Source organism: Bradyrhizobium viridifuturi, assembly GCF_001238275.1.
GTDB classification, from domain to species: domain Bacteria; phylum Pseudomonadota; class Alphaproteobacteria; order Rhizobiales; family Xanthobacteraceae; genus Bradyrhizobium; species Bradyrhizobium viridifuturi.
Genome location: NZ_LGTB01000003.1, coordinates 279931 through 298201, shown reverse-complemented (window position 1 = coordinate 298201; position 18271 = coordinate 279931). Strand labels below are relative to the sequence as shown.

Below are 18271 nucleotides of genomic sequence, written 5' to 3'. Positions count from 1 at the left end.
GTCCGCACCCGCACCGCCATACAGCGAGTCGTTGCCTGCACCGCCGTCGAGCCTCGAGCCGTGCGAGGCATCCGAGTTCGAGTAGAGCGCGTCGTTGCCGGTACCGCCAGTGAGCAGGTTGTTGCCCGTACCGCCAACCAGCACGTCGTTGCCGCGACCGCCCTCCAGATCAGACGAGGTACCGCCGTAAAGCGTGTCGTTGCCGGAGCCGCCGAGCAGCGTGTCGGAGCCGGTGCCGACCAGCAGATCGTTGCCGGAGCCGCCATCCAGCGTGCTGTGGCCGGAGGCATTGTCGATCAGCACGTCGTTGCCGGAGCCCCCGCTGAGCGAGTCGTGACCCGCGCCACCGAAGATCGTGTCATTGCCGGCGCGGCGAGAACCGTCGTATCACCGGTGTTGTTGATGAAGATCTGATCGTTGCCGTTGCCGGTCGCGACGAGCACCGGGGTGCTGCCGTTGACCGACAGCGTCACGTCGCTGTTGGTGGCCTCAATGATGGCCTTCAGGTTGGCGTCAGTGTTGACGGTGTTATTGGCGTTGGTTTCGATAAGAACATTGGCAGATGGATCCGGGTTGGAGATGCCCGCACCCACCTGCACCGGGACCGCCGTTCCGTCATCCGGGTTGGTGTAGCCGATGCCCGAGTTGATCAGATAGTTGAAGATCTGTTGCTGGGTCGCGTGATCGATCGTGGAGTTGATCGCATGTTTCAGGTCAGTCTGGTCGAGATTGTAAGTCGCCATCGATGTAGCCCCTGCTTGGGATACGAGGATCAAGCCGCTGGCCCACACCTAAGCTGTTGATTCACAACTCGATTGTTGCGACGCAGCTCAAATGTGGACACACGTTACGAACTTGTTAAGTCCATTGTTAAGTCCGCAATGCGAGAGTGTCAATCAGCAATGCGCCATTAACGCCTGGTTCCACGTGATTTATGTGAGACTTAGCGCCATTTCTCACGTGCGCTAACATTCAGCGCAGGCAAATCCCGAATGTTAGCCGCGACGCAAAAAAGGGTAGTGATTATACGGGGTTTCATTGCCCCGCGAGACCGCGCAAAAGCCCGGAATTTCGCTGCTGCTGCGTGTGCTTTGACGCGATTTTCTGCTCTGAAAAAATATTTCTGCGCCGCGTGAGAGTTTTTCCAAAAAAGCGTCAAACTTCACAACCGGCCGTCAGCCCGATCAGTGTTATGGCTGGCTGTGGTTGCAATCCGTGAGCTCCAGGCACGCCAAAACCGGGGAATCGATCGCAGAATCGAGGTCACCCGACCGCCCGGTCGGAGCCGGTGGCGTCGGACAAGGCGCCTGATATAACAGATTAACATCAGATTTGCCGCAATCCGTTAGGGATGGGTACGGGGAAACCGGCAAGGCGGCGCCCGATCGAGGCGGAACAAACCGCCTGCATCGATCATCCCGCGGCAGCACGCGCGTAGACGGCCTCAAGCAGCCGGAGATTCTCATCCGGCGCGTAGCGCGCGAGATAGGCGGCCCGTGCGGCCTGTCCCCACGCCGTCGCGCAATCAGGCGTGCCCAGCAGGTCGGAAATCCGGTTTCTCAGCGCGACGGCGTCGCCCGGCGGCGCCAGCGCTCCGGTCTTGCCGGCGCTCACCGCCTCGGCCAGCCCGCCGATCTCGGACGCGATCACCGGCGTGCCCCGTGCGAAGGCCTCGACCACGACCATGGGAAATCCTTCGTACCATAGCGACGGCACGACCAATGCCCGGGCATTGGCCATCTCCCCAAGCACCTCCGCGCGCGAACGCGCACCAAGGAAGGTGACATTGCCGGTCGCCCGCGCCGCGAGCGCAGCGCGTTCCGGCCCCTCGCCCACGATCCGCAACGGCACGCCGCTCCCCGCAACGGCGTCGAGCAGCACGCCGACGCCCTTCTCGCGGCTCAGCCGTCCGACATAGAGCAGCCCGGCGCGCGGCATGGCTGGATCAGGCGCCCCCGGATCGGCCATGAAGTTCGGCTTCACGTCGATCGGCCTGCGTCGAAGCCCGCCTGCACGAACAGGGTGCGGGCAAACTGCGTCAGCGCAATCAGACGCAGGCCGGGACGTGTCCAGGTGCCGCGGCGCCGGTGCTGCGCGATCATGTAGGCCGAGGCCAGCGAGCCCGGAATCGATCCGCGGTAGCAGCGATGGGCAACGCCCCAGAGATGGCCGCGGTCCAGGCACTTGTGGCAGATGCGCCCGTCGCGCAGCAGCATGCCGCCGGTGCAGATGGCGCGATAATTGTGCAGCGTCACCACCGCGGGCACGCGCTTTTGCCGGCAGACGTCGAACACGGCGGGCGAGAGCAGCGGGAAAAAATTGTGAACGTGCACGACGTCGGGGCGGAAGCGGTCGATTGCCTTCGCCATGACCTGTTTTCCCCGCGCATTGTCGGCGATCGACAGCGTCGTCGCGATCCGCGCGGCGAGCGAGTTGATCGCCTCGTTGCTGACCGTAAGCGTTTCAACGCTGTGTCCTGCGCCGCGCAACAGGTCCACTTCCGCATCGAACACGACGTCCTCGCCGCCGCGTCCCTGATACTCGTTGTGCGCAACCAGGATCTTCATGACCGACGCACCGGATCGGGAAACCAGCGCAGCTCAGTCACCAGATCCTGGCCGGTCGCGAGCGTACCGGAGCCGATCAGCGTGGTCGCCGGCACCTTGAGATCGAAGGACGGCGAATACCAGCCGGCCGGCGTGGCCTCGTCGCCGCGATACGATATCCAGTCGAGCGCCGTCGGCAGCTCGAGCTCGCCGCGGCGCCCGGCCACGCAAGCTGCGCCGTGCGGCCCTCGAGCTTGCATTCGACCTCGGGACCGAGATGCCAGCTGAGGCTCGCCGGCACCGCGAGCCCTTCGTCGGCAAGCACAATATCCGTGACGACGAGCCGCGCCGCCCGACGCTGCAATTGCACCGAGCGGCGATGCACGAGACCGGCTTCGTCATGGTATCCCGAATGCTCCGCGGCCCAGCCTGCGTCCGCATCAGCATCGTCCAGGCCGCTTGCTGCGATCAGCCGGCCCCGCGCATGCCGCGTCCAGAGGAACGGCCCACCGGACACCGACTGATCGCGCGCGAACAGGCAGAGCGTGTTGTGCGCCAGTGTGGAGCGGAAATAGGCACGCCATCGCGGATCGCCGTGGTAGCAATAGGTGCCGGGGTCGGCGAGGATCTCGACCCCGCCGATCCTGCATTCGAGCGACAGCGCATCCGCATGGGCATGCGCCGCAATGCGGCCGAAGCCATGCGGGCCGTGATCGCAGCGGCACCACACCGCATTGTCTTGATCGACGAGAAACGTCTGTCCCGCCGCATCAAGCAAATGCGGGCGGCGCGCAGGCCGCGCCGCGATCGCACGCGCCTTGACGCCGTCGGTCAGAAGGAACGTGCGCAGATCGCCCTCCGGCAATCCGGGCCACCATGGCAGATCGCCGAACAGGCGCGCGCCGCTGCCGAGCAGACCGAGCCAGCGATTGCCGGCGTGATCGTCGAGCAACAGGCCGATGCCGTCGTCACCGTCGCCCTGACGCGGCGGATGCGCGCGATCGTCCAGCATCGCGGCGATGACGTCGCTCATGCGGCACATCGTGGTCCAGACCGCATCGCCAAGCGGATGTCCCGACGACTCGCCCTGCACCGCCGCGGCAAGCAGGAGTTCGAGGACAAAGCCGTGATAATCGCTCGCGAGCTCGCCGTTGCTGCCGCAGGCGAGGGTTTGCGCAACGGCTTCGTGTGTCAGCGTGCCGGCGGATTGCTCGCGCCATCGCGCGCTGTCGCGGAACAGCGGAAACACACAGGCCGCCACGAACTGCCCGGCAGCCTCTGCGATGACGTGGTTGTTGGCGGAAGAGCCGCGGCTCGGGAACTGCGACAACCAGTATTGATGTGCGTAGAGCTGCGTCACGAACAGGTCGTTGTCCTCGAACAACGCTGGGGCGCCGGGCCAGTTCTGCAACAGCTGGCGCACCCAGGTCCACGAGATCAGCCGCACGCCAAGCTCGATACCGCTGATCCAGTGCGGGCCGCGGGGAAACGGATTTTCACGCCACCAGCTCACCAGATGCTCGGCCACGCGCCTGGCAAAGCGCTCGTCCGAGGTCAGGTAATACGCGGCGGCCAGCACCGTGAGATGGTGGTGACGCGACGCCTCCCAGATGTATTTGATGTTTCCGACCGCAGCTTCGTCGCGATAGGGAACTGCAAACGCATACATGTCCGCGGGCGCCCGCTTGCCGCTGCGGACATCGACGAACCAGTCGGGCCGTTCGCCGAGCGCTCCATGATTCCTGGCAAAGATCCGCCACTGGCCGGCGAGAATCCGCTCCGCGCTCTGGAGCAGCCGCTCGGCGGCTTGTCGCGGTGCGCACGCCGGCGACGGCAACGGCTTCAGCCGCGGCTGCCGCGGGCGAGGAGCGAGCCTTGCGCTGGCGTGTCGCGCGATATCGGGCGGCGTGATGCGCCAGAGCAGGCGCAGCACCTGATCGTTCACCCGTCCGGCAAGCTCGGACGGCTCCATGCGCTGCAGGCGGCGCAGATACCAGGCCGGATTCATCTCGACGCAATCGAGGCACGCGCGACACCCTGCCCTGTCGCGCTGATCGTCAGATCGACCGGCATCCCGGCAGCCGCGCTCTCCTGCACCGCGAGCGTCGCGCGGGTGGTCGCGAGCAGCGATTCCAGCGCGATCGGCATCGCGGCCCCTGATGCGATGGCCCCAATGAAGGCATCCAGCATCGGCCGCTGCCCCTTGTCGAGCCGCGCTGTCTTCGCCGTACGCTGTCCGGCCTGCCAGACCTCGAAGCCGGAGAAATTGTCGAAAGCGGCAAAGCCTGTGCTCGCCGATATTTCGAGCGCTTCCTTCGGCACCCGCGGATCGCCGCCGGTGAGATAGCTGAGGCTCGCGACCGACCCGTCGGCAAAATCGAAAGTGGCGACGAGATTGTCGACATCCCTGCCCGCGGCACTCGCCGCAACGCGCACCGGCAAGGCGCCGAGCCACCATGACAACACGTCGATGAAATGGCCGCCCTCGCCGACGAAGCGACTGCCTTCGGTCTCGGCCTGCAGATACCAGGATGACTTCTCCAGCGGGCCGGCGATGACGCGATATTGCAGCGTCTGCGGCCCGGCGGGCGCGAACGCCGCGCGCATGCCCAATAGCAGCGGCGAGAACCGGCGATTGAAGCCCACCATCAGCCTGTTGTTGCCGGTCTCCCGGATTACCTGCTCCAGGTGATCGAGCGAGCCGGTGTCGATCGCCAGCGGCTTTTCGACGAACACCGCCTTGCCGGCGCGCAACGCTTGCGCCGCGAGGTCGGCATGGGACGCGTGACGCGTCGCGATCAGCACGACGTCGATGTCGTCCGCCGCGAGCAGCGAGGCCGCATCCGTCGAGGCGCGCGCGAAGCCGAACTTGCGCACCGCGGTGGCGCCGCTGAGACCGGTATTGGTCACGACCTCGACGAGATCGACGCGCGCGTTGTTCGCAAGCTGCGGCAACAACATGCTGGAGGCATAATTGCCCGCGCCGATGACACCGAGCCGCACCCGGCCGCTGCGCAGGGCAACGGCCGGACGATAGCTCATCTGCATCGCGCGCGGGGCAGCGTCCGGATAAGCGAACACCATGCCAAGTCCGACCTCGCCCCGGCTCATGCGCTCGAACGCCGAGGTCGCCTGCTCCAGCGGCACCACTTCGGAAATCAGCGAGGAGAAGTCGAGCCGCCCGTCGGCAAGCAGCGCGACGATCGCCTCCATGTTGCGCTTCTCGGTCCAGCGCACATGGCCGATCGGATAATCGATGCCGCCCTCCTCGTAGAGCGGATCGTAGCGGCCGGGGCCGTAGGAGCGCGAGAAGCGAACGTCGAGCTCCTTGTCGTAGAACTCGTTCCACGGCAGGTTCAGCGTGCATTTGCCGATATCGACGATGCGGCCACGGTCGCGCAGCAGTGCTGCCGAACGCGAGGCGAGATCCGGATCGTCGCTGCCTGCCGTGATGAACACGCAATCGACGCCGTTTCCCGCGGTCAGCTGGTCGATCCGCGCACGAAACTCGGCCGCGGTATCGTCCGATGCGACCGCGCAGACCGCAGCGCCCGCCGCCTCCGACTGACGACAGCGCACCTCCAGCCGGTCGAGCCCTGTGACCACGACACCGGCGCTGCGCAGCAGGCGCACCATGATCTGGCCGATCAGGCCGAGGCCGATCACGCAGGCGGTCTCGCCGAAACGGATTTCGGACTGGCGCATCGCCTGCAGTGCAATCGAGGCGATCGTGGCGAAGGCGGCCTGGTCGAGCGCAGCGCTGTCCGGAACCGGCACGCAGAGGTTCACCGGCACCCAATTGTATTCAGCATGGGTTGCATATTGATTGCCGCCGCAGCACACCCGCTGCCCGACCGAGAAGCCGCCGACGCCCTCGCCGACCTCCACGACGGTACCCGACAGCGAATAACCGAGCGGCGTGTAGGAATCGAGGCGGTTCATCACCTTCTGATAGGTCGCAACCAGTCCCTGCTGGCGGACCGAGCGCATCACCTTGGCCGCCTGATCGGGTCGCGCGCGCGCCTTGCCGAGCAGCGACAGGCGGCCTTCAGTGAACTTCATCATCTCGGTGCCGGTCGAGACTGCCGAGAACGCCGTACGAACCAGGACCCCGCCGGGGCGGCAGCGCGGCGCCGGCACGTCGATCAGCTTGAGTTCACCGCTCTTATAGTTCTGCGCGATCTGCTTCACAGTCGGTCAATCGCCTCAAGTTAACAGAGCCCTTGTATCGCGCCTGCGGCCCGCAATGAAGCCGGGAGCGTCATCAAAGTTATCTCATCGCCTGCGCGTTAACATTCTTATCATTCGAGCAGCAGAACCGGTTTAGGCGAGATTTCGACCTCGCCATTGGCGACGGACCCTTCGCCACCGTCGAGGCCCTGGAAACGGCTGAAACGCGGGTCGACCCGCTGAACGGACCGCCCCTTGGTGGTCCAGAGGATCAAGCCGTTGCGGCCATCCGGCATGCGAAGCTCGACGCGCCAGGTCGACGGCGACGTCCTGGCTGCGCTCACGACGCTCGCGCCGACCAACCATGACTGGATCGTGCGGTATGCCACTCCGCTCGGAAGCAGCCCGCGCGCCGGGTCCCATAATTTTCCAAAGTCGCTGCCGCCGCCGGCGAACTCATACCAATAGAACCGGTCGACGCCGCTGATCCATTTCAGGATGTAGGCACGCACTAGGCACCCGTCCGGATTGTCCTCATAGGACGACCAGCCGGCCTCGGTGTCCCAGATCGGCCGTGCGGCAAGATCGTGCGCGGCGAGAATCTGCCTGAACCGCGCGATGATTCCGAGCACGGCTTCAGGTTCGCTGGTGTAGCCATGGAAAGCGAACACGTCGGCATATTGCCCGCCGCCTTGCGCCATGAAGGCCTTTTGCCAGCGATACCCATCAGGCGTGCCATTGGACGGCGGCGTCAGCACGGTCAGGCCGGGATCGCTGGCCTTGATGATCTCATAGGCCCGCTTCTGCATCTGGACCATGGTCGCGATATCGCCCGAGTAGTATTTGGGATCCTCGGGCTCGTTCCAGATTTCCCAGTATTTGATGCGGCCGGCGGCACGCGTGACGGCAGCGCGCACCCATTCATCCCATGATGCGAGGTCGGCAGGCGGCGAACTTGCACCGGGCGCGAACGCCGGCGGCGCGTCTTTCACCGAGGCGGCCCATCGCGGCGTGTAGGCAAGATTGAGCACGATCTCGACATGCTCGCGCTCCGCCGCCGCAAGAATGGCGTCGAAGCGCGCCCAATTGAAGATGCCGGGCGCAGGATTGATCTGCGCCCAGTAGATCGCGCCCCACAGTCGGACGCCGTCGAATTTCAGCTCGGGCCAGGGTTGCGACTGCCCGATCGCGTTGATCGTCATGCCGAAAAGTGACGGCGGGATCACCGCATTCACGCGGCTCACAGTGAGCGCATCGTTTGACGCCGCGCCACTCCATTGCAGCGGCCATTTGTGGGCCAGCGGCAGCAGCGTGCTCAAAACCAGTGCAATCAACGCCCTTTGACCCCAATCCCTCACCGTCGCCTTGCCTGCCATGTCGTTGTCTCGTCGCCGTCACATCGGTGCCGGGATTGCTAAGTGCAAGCCGCGCATGTTAATGCCGATGTTAGTCGGATTGTGATGTTGTTAGGTCAATGGTATAGATCACCGCAGATGTCGAGAGCTGAACCATCACCGCGGCGGATCCTGATCATCGTCGAGAACCTTCCGGTTCCTTTCGATCGCAGGGTGTGGTGCGAGGCAACGTCGCTGCGCAGGGCAGGCTATGAAGTTTCGGTGATCTGCCCGAAGGGGCGCGGTCATGACGAAGCTTATGAATGCCTCGAGGGCATTCACATCTACCGCCATCCGATGCCGGTGGAGGCGCGCGGAATCGCCGCCTATCTCATCGAATACCCGGTCGCACTGTTCTGGGAGATGCTGCTCGCGATCAAGGTTGCGTGGAAGCACGGCTTCGACGTGATCCAGGGCTGCAATCCGCCGGACCTGATCTTCCTGATCGGCCTGTTGTTCAAGCTCGGCGGCAAGCGCTTCGTGTTCGATCATCACGACGTCAATCCCGAGCTCTATGAAGCGAAATTCGGCCGCAGGGACTTTTTCTGGCACCTGCTGCGGCTGGTCGAATATCTCACCTTCAAGACCGCAAGCATCTCGATCGCGACCAACGAATCCTATCGCGAGATCGCGATCACGCGCGGCCGGATGCCGGCCAATCGCGTCTTCGTGGTGCGCTCCGGGCCCAATCTCGACCGCGTGCGCTCCCGTCCGGCCGATCCGGCCTGGCGCCGCGGCCGGCGCTACAGCGTCGGCTATGTCGGCGTCATCGGCCAGTCCGAAGGCATCGATCTGCTGCTGCAGTCGATCGGCCATATCGTGCACGACCTCGGACGCACCGACATCCAGTTCAACATCGCCGGCACCGGGCCGGAGTGGAATGCGGTCGTCAAGCTCTGCGAGGAGATGCGGCTCTCCGACTACGTGAACTTCACCGGCGCCATCGCCGATGACGCGTTGTTCACGATGCTCTCGACCGCCGACGTCTGCGTCAATCCGGATCGCGTCACGCCGATGAACGACATCTCCACCATGAACAAGATCATGGAGTATATGGCGCTCGCACGGCCGATCGTTCAGTTCGACGTCCGCGAAGGCCGTCGCTCGGCGCTCGACGCCTCGCTCTATGCCGCGAAGAACGACCCGCAGGATTTCGCCGGCAAGATCGTCACGCTGATCGATGACCCCTCGCTGCGCGACTCGATGGGCGCATTTGGCCGCAGCCGCGTCGAGCGGGCGTTGTCCTGGACGCATGAGGAGCCGAAGCTGCTCGCGGCCTATGAGGCTCTGTTCGCCAGGAAGGCCCCCAGGCAGAGCCGCGCACCTCGCCCGAACGCGAGCAGCGAGCGGCCGACTTCACAGGCCTCTGGCGCCGTCAACGCCAATGCAGCCGCCGGGCGGGCATCGCGTTGAACGCCCTGCCGCCTTACTCCCGCCAAGCACGCCGTGGCCGCGGCCGCGCGCACGCCGCCGAATTGTTGAAGGTCGAAGCATGAACGTCAGCATTTTCGGCCTCGGCTATGTCGGAACGGTCTGCGCCGCCTGCTTCACCGAGCTCGGCCACCAGATCATCGGCGTCGACAAGAGCGTGGCGAAGGTCGATCTGATCCGCGAAGGCCGATCGCCGGTGATCGAGCCGGGCATCTCGGATAAAGTGGCGCGCGCCGTTGCAACCGGTCAATTGATAGCGACCACCGACGCCACCGAGGCGATCGTCAACAGCGACATCTCGATGGTCTGCGTCGGCACGCCCTCGTCCGGCAATGGCAACCTCGACCTGACGGCGATCCGACAGGTCGCGATCGAGATCGGCCGCGGTTTGCGCGCCAAGAACGCGCCGCACACCGTGACGATCCGCTCGACCGTGCTGCCCGGCACCACCCGCGGCACCGTCGGGCCGCTGATCGAGGAAGCCTCCGGCAACAAGATCGGGCGGGATTTCGATCTCGCCTTCAATCCCGAATTCCTGCGCGAAGGCTCGGCGATTGCGGATTTCAATGCGCCGTCGAAGACCGTGGTCGGCGCCTTCAACCAGGAGACCGCCGACCGCGTCATGGCGCTCTACAAGGATCTGCCGGGCGCCAAGATAACGCCGCCGGTCGAGACCGCTGAGCTCGTCAAATATGTCGACAACAGCTGGCATGCGCTGAAGGTCAGCTTCGCCAACGAGATCGGCACGATCGCGAAGACGCTGGGTATCGACGGCCGCGACGTCATGAACATCTTCATGCAGGACACAAGGCTCAACATCTCGCCGGCTTACTTACGGCCTGGTTTTGCCTTCGGCGGCTCCTGCCTGCCCAAGGACGTCAAGGCGTTGAAGCATCTGGCGCACAGCCGCGGGCTGTCGACGCCGGTGCTCGAAAGCATCCTGCCGAGCAATGACATGATCATGTCGCGCGGCGCCGACTGGATCCTGTCGCATGACGGCCGCCGCATCGCTTTCCTCGGGATCAGCTTCAAGGCCGGCACCGACGATGTGCGCGACAGCCCGTTTGTCGAACTGGTCAAGAGCCTGCGCGGCGAGCAACGCGAGATCCGGATCTACGACCCCAATGTGCGGCTGTCGCAGCTGATCGGCGCCAACCGGGACTTCCTGATGCGCAACCCGGACCTGGTCGGCCTGCTGCATGATGATGTGGCGGAGACGATCGAATGGGCCGACATCATCGTGCTGACGACCTCAGATCCGCGCTTCGTCGCGGCACTGAAGGCAAGCCGCCCCGACCAGACCGTGCTCGAACTGTCGGACATCGGACTGCCCGATGAAGTCAGCGCCAGAGTGAGCGGCTTCCATTGGTAGGGATCACCATGCCACCATGGCCGAGACCCGCGACCGACCCGAAATCCGTTTTCACGACGAGATTTCGTCGGAGTGGGAGACGCTGCATCGGAGCCGCACCTTCAAGGCGCGCACCGCTGCGATGTTCGGTCTGCTCGGAGACGCGGACCTTGTTGGCCAGCGCTGGCTGGATGCAGGTTGCGGCACCGGAACGCTCTCCCGCCTGCTCGCCGCGCGCGGCTGCACCGTCACCGGCGTCGACGCCTCGCATGAAATGATTGCGGCAGCACGCGATCGCCCGGTCGACGGCCTGCTGGCCGAACGGCTGACGTTCCGGCAGATCCCGACCATCGCGAGCCTGCCGTTTGCCGATCGTTCGTTCGACGGCGTGCTCTGCGCGAGCGTGCTGGAATATGTCCCCGACGTGGCGCAGTGCCTCGCCCAGATCCATCGCGTGCTCAGGCCCGGCGGACGGCTGCTGGTCTCGATCCCCAATCGCGGGTCACTGCTGCGCCGGAGCTACCGGCTCGCGCACGCCGCCTCGTCGCGCGTGTCTTCGCGACCGCTGTTCCGCTACCTCGCCTTTTCCAAATTCGAGGCTTCGCCGGCCGCCATGCAAGACTTGCTGCGGCGACACGGTCTCATGATGCTGGCTACCGGCTTTGCCGGCTCTCCGCTGCCGCCGGCGCTGGATCGCCGAGCGACAATCGGCACGCTGATCAATATTCTGGCCCGCCGCGACGACTGACGCGCCGGGCAGACGTCCGCCTCAAGCCTTGATCGCCATCAGCGACTTGGTCATGCCGAGATATCGTTCACGATAGATCCTGGCATCCGGAAACGTTTCCGTCATCTCGCGCCAGTCGAACAGATGCCAATCGGGCGAGGTCCTCTTGAACCAGAAGCGGTTGAACAGTTCGATCAGCGAGATCTGCTGCCGCCTCGGCAACAGCACGATGATTCCGGGCAGCCAGGTATGGCTCTCGATCGGGAAGTAGCGGTACGGCGTTTGCACGTAGAAGGACTTTGCGACCCGCGAGATCTCGCCCGCAAAGCGATTCTGGTGCTCGCGCGCGATATTCAGAAAGTCCGTGTCGCTCGCGATCGTCACGACGTCCCGCTTCGGACCCGTGACATGTTCGATTACCGACGAGCAGAAACAGAAGTCGAACGCGTGATCGTCGAACGGCAGGCGCTCGGTCTCCTGCAGCAGCACGGTCTTGAAGCCGAAGCGTTCGCGTGCCGTCTTCAGATCGTCGGCCGAGATGTCGCAGACCGTGATGTCGGTATGAAACGGCAGGATCGCGCGGAGGTGCCGGCCAGTGCCGCCGCCGAGATCGAGGATCTTCGCGTTGAGCGGGACATTCACGGTGCGGACGAGGAACTCGCCGCGCCGCTGGCGTGCCGCACTGGAAAATCGCGCCTGGATTGCGCCCAGCACTGTCAGTCTCCTGCTACTTGATGGCCTCGAAGAAGATCGACTCGTCCGGCCGGTTGTCGAGCCGGTCGATGTCGGGACAGACCCCCTCCCGATACGCCCGCGTATGGGTCTCTGAGCACCCCGCGTCGCGGAACAGCGCCGCGAGCGAGGCACGGGTATAGCCCCAGTGATGTGCGAAGGCGGCCTCCTTGCGGCGCTCGATCTCGAACACACCCTTGAGGAAGGCCTGCGGCGCGGCCGGGTCGTAGAGGGCGACGATCCGTTCCATGTCCGGGACGACAATACGGCACACCCCGCCCGGCGCGAGCACCCGGGCGATCTCGCGCGCCAGCCGCCCGACCTCGTCAGGGAACAGATGCTCGAAGACATGCGCGCTGAACACCGCCGAGAGGCTGCCATCGGCGAACGGCAGCGGCTTGGTCAGGTCCATGTAGCGGAGCCGGGCAAACCTGCCGTTGCGGTGCTCGGCATAGCGGGCATTGCTCAGCAGGCCCGCGAGATGCAGCGCTTTCGCCGCGAACGGCAGCCGCGCAATCCACAGATGCATCGTGATGTCGGTGTTGATCCAGCCGTCGATGCCGCAATTGAAGGCGCCGATGTGCAGCCTCGGGAGCGAGCCGCGCGCGTGGTCAGTCATGCCTGCCCCCGCGCCCGATTGGTCAGCACGACGGTGATCACCGACGCCGCACTGGAGGCCACCATCGCCGCAACCGCGCCCATCACCTGCCAAGCCTGCGCCGCGAACGGCAGCACGCAGCACAGCGCGACGAGGCCGGCGATTCGGCTCAGCATGAAGCGCTGCGGCTTGCCGGTCGCGAACAGCGGCAGCGCGAGGCCGAGCCATACGGCGTCAAGCGCCATCGCCGCGCCCATCAGGGCGAGGCTGCCGGTGCCGATCTCGTAGGTCTGTCCATGGATGACGAGCGCAAGAATGCGCTGGCCGAACAGCACGACCACCGCGCCATAGGCGGCGGCGACCGACCCGAGCAGCAGGGCGTTTTCGCGCGCGGCCGCAGTGACCGCGCCGCGCCTGCCGGCGCGCAGCCCGGCCGCGATCTCCGGCAGGCGGACCGAGAACATCGTCGCGCAGAACTGGCTCAGCGGTGCAAACAGCAGGAGCAGAATCCGCAGCGATGCGCTCGCGTCGAGCCCGATCAGGACGCCACACACCGGGATCAGCCCGATGCTGCCGACCCAGTAAGTGAGCGAGGTCGCGACGAACCAGCGGCCGTTCCTGAACAGCCGCCGCAGCGAGCCGCGGAAAATTCTGGCGCGCGGCCGGGCCAGCTCGCCGGTGTGGGCCAGCAACAGACTCGCGGCGGCCGCCGCCGAGATCGCGATGCACGCCATCGCCGCCGCAGCGCCGGTCAGCTTGAGCACGATCATCAACCCGGCCGAGGCGACGAGTGCCACGCAATAGGTCAGCGAGGACGCCACCGCGCGCGGCAGCCGCCCGTCGAGATAGCAGATGCGGCGGAACATGCTTTGCAGCCGAACGGCGGGGATCGCGAGCCCGGTTGCGATCACGAGCCCGCCCGTGTTGTCGCCGGCCGCAATGATCACGAGGCCGGCAATCGCCAGCAGCAGGCCAAACCCGGCCGCGACGGCGAGCGACGACAGATAGAGGCCGAGCCGCAGCTGCGGCCAGCGCGATTTCGGGATGCGATGCGCGGTCGCCGGCAGACCGTCGTCAAACAGGCCGCGCAGAAACACCGCCTCGATCAGGATCGAGACCGACCAGGCGACGCTGAACTGGCCGAACGACTTGATATCGAGCACGTTGGCCAGCACGATCGTCAGCACGAAGGCGGAGCCGCTGAGCAAGGCCTGATCGATCAGGCCGAGCGCAACGTTGCCGCCGGCGCGGCGCAGCCCGCGGAGCGCGCCGCCCGCGGCAACGGCGACCCGGGTCTGGGCCGCCATTCGGTCGAGCCTTTCAGTCAACGCACTCACGCCTCACTCACACGCAATCTGGCGAACGCGCGCCGCGGCGCTGCTTGCAGCCGGGCCTCCGGGCCGAAATAGCACCAGAACACCAGCACGCAGCCGAAGTAATTGTGCAGCAGCTGGCTCGAATCGTTGGCCGACGCGATCACGACGAACAGCAGCATTGCAAACGGCGCCAGCCAGTACATCCCTTTCCGCTCGAATGTGAAGACGATGGTGTTCCACAACGCGCGCGCCAGCAGCAGGATATAGAGCGCACCGCCGAGCAGACCGAACTGGAGGAAAGCGTCGAGATAGGAATTCTCGAACGAGCCGAACTCGGTATTCCAGGGCGCCATGCTCGTCAGCTCGTTCGCCGGCGAGTTCGGCAGCTCGTTGAAGAACCCCGAGAAGCCGTAGCCGAGCCATGGGTGCTGCCAGAAGAAGTACGGCCAGACCGACCAGAGGAACGAGCGGCCGGTCAGGTTTCCGCTGCGGCCGACCAGCCCGTACAACTCATCGCTCGGCACGGCGAACACGACCAGCGCAACAAAAGCGAGGCAAAGCCAGTAGATCGAAGCCGCGCCCCTGTATCCGAGCACCACCAGCAGCAGCCCGAAGGTCACGGCAAGCGCCGTCAGCATGCTGATCAGCGGTCCCGCGGCGCCCGCCGCGGCGAGCGCGAAGAGATGACATCCCATCAAGAGCAGCGACCAGCCGAACTGCTTGCGCGGCCCCGCCAGCATGCGCACGAAGCAGATCAGCACCATCAAGCCGAAGAAGGCGCCGGCCAGATTCTTGTGGCCGAACACGCCGGCATAGGCCTGGGTGCCCAGCACCGTCGGCCGATGCAGCGGGTCGTAGTCCCACTGCGAGCCGATCACCGGAAACAGCAGGACGTGAACGATCAGCACCGCGATCCCGATCCGGAACAGGGTGTCGACGAGACGGTCGACGGGGCAGCTGATCACGACCCACGCCGAGAAGAGCGTGGTCAGCAGATACATCGCGAACTTGACCGACGCGCCGGCGGGGTCGGCGCTCAGCGCCAGCGAGACCAGCGCAAAGGCAACGAACGTCAGATAGAGCTGCGATTGCAGCATCAGCAGGCCGAAGCGCTTCCGGTCTACCGCGATGTGCAGCATCAGCAGGATGTAGAGCAGCAACCACGCAACGCGGAACAGCGTGGACTCCCCGGCCCGTTCCGCGAACGAGATGCCTTCGACGAAATTGAACAGGAAATAGATGCAGCCGAGCACCATCACCAGATAGGCGTGCAGGAAGAGATCAGTTCGAAACCACCACCGGCCGATCATTGAACGGCCTCCCGCCGGGCTGGCGCCCTCGCGAGATGATCAACCGCGGCCTTGAAGCGTCCAGCGGCGTCGGCAAGCGCTTCCCGCCGTACGCTCTTCCGGGCCTGCTGCGACATCACCTCCCAGCGCGCGGGATCCTCGAGCAGGCCGCGCGCCGTGTCGACCCACGCCCGCTCATCAAGCGCGCAAACGTGGCCGTTCAGGTGGTCGCGCACCAACTCGCCGCCCGCTCCGACATGCGGCGACACCAGACACGGAACGCCGCACTGCATCGCCTCGTTGCACACCAGCCCCCACGGCTCCAGCAACGAGGGCAGCAGCAACAGCCGGGATTGCAGAAAGACTTCCGATATCGCCTGCCACGGCACATAGCTGTCGTGGCTGACATCGATGCCGGCGTCACCGAGCCGCGCCAGCATGCGCGCCTCTGCGGCGCCAGACCCGACCACGCGGACCTTCAGGCCAGGCAGGACACGGCCCAGCGCGATGGCGACGTTCTCGAAGAATATTGCATTCTTGGCGCCGTCATTGATGCGGGCGCACCAGAGCAGGTGAAATGGACGATCATGGAAGCATGGCACCGACGGCGGCGGATCCCACGCCGGCACCAGCGGCACCACGAACAGATCGTCGTCAGCAACGCCCTCGGCACGGAAGTACGCCCTGCCCTTGTCGCTGCAGCATACGACCGCCGCACACTGGCGCAGCAGCCACGGCCGCGCCAGGCGATGATAGGCGGTATCGGGCATCGTCTCGCGCCAGCCGTCGATCGTCAGCGCGAGCGCCTTGCCGTTGGCCCGCGCCCACGCCGCGCCCGCCAGCATCGAGGGGAAAAGCCCGTTGACGAACAGCAGGTCGGGCGCGAGCGCGTTCAAGGCGCGGCCGATGCCGATATTGAGATGGGTGTGACGCGACCGCGACAGTGGGATCGAGACACCGGGCACCGTGCGCGTCACGTAGCGCGGCGTGAACGTTCCCGCCCAGGCGCGATCGGCCTCCTGCGCAGTGCAGGACAGCACCGCGAGATCCAGCCCACGATCGACCAACTCGTTGTAGAGCCGGTTGGTGTAGGGAGTGATCATGTTGTTGAAGACGACCACGCGCGACGTCATGGCTTACCGATCCCGTGGCGGCGCCTGCGCCTCGCCGCGCCGGCAGAGCGCCCCGCAATGATAGGTCGCAAGCCGGGTGGCGAACGCCGGGCTGACCGACAGCAGCGACTTCCGCACAATGCTCTTTGCGAGCCCCCTCACCCGCGACGAATGAAATGCGTGCACCGGCAAGCTGTGGTCGTAGGTGCCGAAGCCGGCGACATGGAGTCCCGCGGTCTCCAGCACCAGACGGAACGTGTCGGGCGTGTAGAAATTGATATGGCCGATGTCGAGCGTCGATTGCAATGCGCGGCGATTGGTCCGCGCGTGCAGTTCGCAGGGCACCTCGACATAGATGAAGCTCCGCGCAACCCGGGCGAACTCCCGCAGCAATGCGCGCGGCTCGGGCACGTGCTCCAGCACATGGCTGGCATAGACGAGGTCGAACGATCCGTCAGCGAACGGGATCGTCGCACCGTCATAGCTCGACCAGCGGAACGGCGCCGCTGCAGCGCCATCGATCTCCAGGTTGGTCGTGGGATCGATGACGTCGATGCCGGTGAAGTCGCGGCCGATGCCGATCGCGGACAGCCGCGCCAGCACGGCGCCGGTGCCGCAGCCAACCTCGAGTACGTTGCCGACGCTGGCGGCGGCGGCTCCGAGCAGGCCAGCGATATGATCGGCCTTGTCGACCGCGCAGACGCGGCGCCAGTCGCGCTCCTGCGTCGAATAGACGCCTTCATAATGCGCGTTGTGTTGACCGACGCTGAATTCCATCGTCATGGCCTGGCCCTCGCCTCCGGCGGCATTCGGGCGATCTCGTCGATGCGGTCGTTCGATTTGCGCTCCGGATTGCGTCGCTCCGCCGGCGAGCGGCGGTCGAGATCGTATCCGATGTCGGCCATCGTGCGGGTCAGGATGTCGACGTTCCGTTGCGGGACAGCTGCAAGGCCGGCCAGCAGCCTGTCCCGGTGCGCCCAGCCCGGTCCTTTCAACAGATCGATCGCCTCGGTGTACAATTCGGTTTTCACGAGGCGCGCGAACTCGGCGATCACCGCGTCCGACAGGTCGGGCGGCAGCGCATCGAGCATGGCGAGCGCCATGGCGCTGCGCTTGACGACGATCCAGCCCTCGTTGGGTCCGAGCCGATACGACATCCGCAATAGGTCGAAATTGGCATCGCTCAAACCCTGCCTGGTGTTGCGAAGCCAGAACAGCACGACCCAGAGGTAAGGATCGGCCGGTGCGCAGCCGAGCGATTTGCGGACCGCTGCGTCGAGCTCGTCCATCCTTGCGTCCACCTGATCGCCCGATGCGAGTGCGTTCTCGGCGAGCCGAAGCCGGATCACCGCCGCGCTGCGATCGATCGCCGGCATGCAATCCTTATCCGCCGCCACGCGCGACAATAGCGGACCGAGGTCACCGAGCTCGGCATCGCTGACCGGCACGTTGCGCAAGATCAGGTCCCTCGCGCCGTCGAGCCGGGCCTGGTCGACAAAGACCGGCAACGTGGTCGCGCCCCAGGCAACCGAGGAGCACGCGGCCGCGGCCAGGAAGCCGCGCGCCAGCCAGGCGGCGGCGCGCCGCGGCATCTCGCCTCGCGTC

Annotated in this window: 17 protein-coding genes; 3 read left to right on the top strand and 14 right to left on the bottom strand. The window is 65.5% G+C overall.

Annotated elements, in window-relative coordinates; translation table 11 throughout:
- The 7 genes from ALC15_RS45900 to ALC15_RS04950 all read right to left on the bottom strand — a co-directional run.
- The coding region (locus ALC15_RS45900) for a calcium-binding protein (protein WP_283806237.1) at window positions 1–354 on the bottom strand (354 nt) is incomplete at its 3' end.
- Complete coding sequence (locus ALC15_RS45895; protein WP_050626312.1) at window positions 297–743, bottom strand: hypothetical protein; 447 nt, start codon at window positions 741–743, stop codon at window positions 297–299. The genes ALC15_RS45895 and ALC15_RS45900, both read right to left, overlap by 58 nt.
- 670 nt (window positions 744–1413) lie before the next feature.
- Entirely contained in the window at window positions 1414–1968 is a 555-nt protein-coding gene (locus tag ALC15_RS45890) for a glycosyltransferase (protein WP_244485930.1), read from the bottom strand.
- Window positions 1969–1979: 11 nt separating this feature from the next.
- Window positions 1980–2567, bottom strand: a complete 588-nt coding sequence (locus ALC15_RS45885; RefSeq protein WP_244485929.1) for a glycosyltransferase — start codon at window positions 2565–2567, stop codon at window positions 1980–1982.
- Between the two features lie 76 nt (window positions 2568–2643).
- Window positions 2644–4554 (bottom strand): heparinase II/III family protein, encoded by a 1911-nt coding sequence (locus tag ALC15_RS04960; protein ID WP_244485928.1) that lies wholly within the window; start codon window positions 4552–4554, stop codon window positions 2644–2646.
- Window positions 4551–6737, bottom strand: coding sequence for a bi-domain-containing oxidoreductase (locus tag ALC15_RS04955; RefSeq protein ID WP_050626311.1), 2187 nt, complete (start codon window positions 6735–6737; stop codon window positions 4551–4553). Before ALC15_RS04955 ends, ALC15_RS04960 begins: the two co-directional genes overlap by 4 nt.
- Before the next feature lie 110 nt (window positions 6738–6847).
- Window positions 6848–8092, bottom strand: a complete 1245-nt coding sequence (locus ALC15_RS04950; protein WP_244485927.1) for a glycosyl hydrolase — start codon at window positions 8090–8092, stop codon at window positions 6848–6850.
- 117 nt (window positions 8093–8209) lie between these two features.
- On the opposite strand from ALC15_RS04950, the gene ALC15_RS04945 reads away from it, so the two are divergent.
- The 3 genes from ALC15_RS04945 to ALC15_RS04935 all read left to right on the top strand — a co-directional run bounded on the left by ALC15_RS04945 (window position 8210) and on the right by ALC15_RS04935 (window position 11640).
- Entirely contained in the window at window positions 8210–9523 is a 1314-nt protein-coding gene (locus tag ALC15_RS04945; RefSeq protein ID WP_050626309.1) for a glycosyltransferase family 4 protein, read from the top strand.
- Between the two features lie 79 nt (window positions 9524–9602).
- A complete protein-coding gene (locus tag ALC15_RS04940) occupies window positions 9603–10913 on the top strand; it encodes a nucleotide sugar dehydrogenase (RefSeq protein WP_050626308.1) in 1311 nt (436 codons plus the stop codon).
- A 16-nt stretch (window positions 10914–10929) separates the two neighbouring features.
- On the top strand, window positions 10930–11640 hold the full coding sequence (locus ALC15_RS04935) for a class I SAM-dependent methyltransferase (protein ID WP_050626307.1): 711 nt from the start codon (window positions 10930–10932) through the stop codon (window positions 11638–11640).
- A 21-nt stretch (window positions 11641–11661) separates the two neighbouring features.
- Here ALC15_RS04935 and ALC15_RS04930 read toward each other — a convergent pair whose 3' ends face one another.
- Genes ALC15_RS04930 through ALC15_RS04900 form a run of 7 tightly spaced genes read right to left on the bottom strand, consistent with a single transcriptional unit; the run spans window position 11662 to window position 18258 of the window.
- Window positions 11662–12333 carry a class I SAM-dependent methyltransferase gene (locus ALC15_RS04930; protein WP_050626306.1) on the bottom strand — a complete coding sequence of 224 codons (672 nt, stop codon included), beginning with the start codon at window positions 12331–12333 and terminating at the stop codon, window positions 11662–11664.
- 13 nt (window positions 12334–12346) lie between these two features.
- The gene (locus tag ALC15_RS04925) at window positions 12347–12970 is read right to left on the bottom strand and encodes a class I SAM-dependent methyltransferase (RefSeq protein WP_050626305.1); all 624 of its coding nucleotides are present in this window, start codon (window positions 12968–12970) and stop codon (window positions 12347–12349) included.
- On the bottom strand, window positions 12967–14256 hold the full coding sequence (locus ALC15_RS04920; protein WP_244485926.1) for an MATE family efflux transporter: 1290 nt from the start codon (window positions 14254–14256) through the stop codon (window positions 12967–12969). The genes ALC15_RS04925 and ALC15_RS04920 overlap by 4 nt, the downstream gene beginning before the upstream one ends.
- Before the next feature lie 26 nt (window positions 14257–14282).
- The gene (locus ALC15_RS04915) at window positions 14283–15575 is read right to left on the bottom strand and encodes an O-antigen ligase family protein (RefSeq protein WP_050626303.1); all 1293 of its coding nucleotides are present in this window, start codon (window positions 15573–15575) and stop codon (window positions 14283–14285) included.
- Entirely contained in the window at window positions 15572–16687 is a 1116-nt protein-coding gene (locus ALC15_RS04910) for a glycosyltransferase family 4 protein (RefSeq protein ID WP_050626302.1), read from the bottom strand. The genes ALC15_RS04915 and ALC15_RS04910 overlap by 4 nt, the downstream gene beginning before the upstream one ends.
- 3 nt (window positions 16688–16690) lie before the next feature.
- A complete protein-coding gene (locus tag ALC15_RS04905; protein WP_050626301.1) occupies window positions 16691–17449 on the bottom strand; it encodes a class I SAM-dependent methyltransferase in 759 nt (252 codons plus the stop codon).
- The gene (locus tag ALC15_RS04900; RefSeq protein ID WP_050626300.1) at window positions 17446–18258 is read right to left on the bottom strand and encodes a hypothetical protein; all 813 of its coding nucleotides are present in this window, start codon (window positions 18256–18258) and stop codon (window positions 17446–17448) included. The genes ALC15_RS04905 and ALC15_RS04900 overlap by 4 nt, the downstream gene beginning before the upstream one ends.
- Between the last annotated feature and the right edge of the window lie 13 nt (window positions 18259–18271).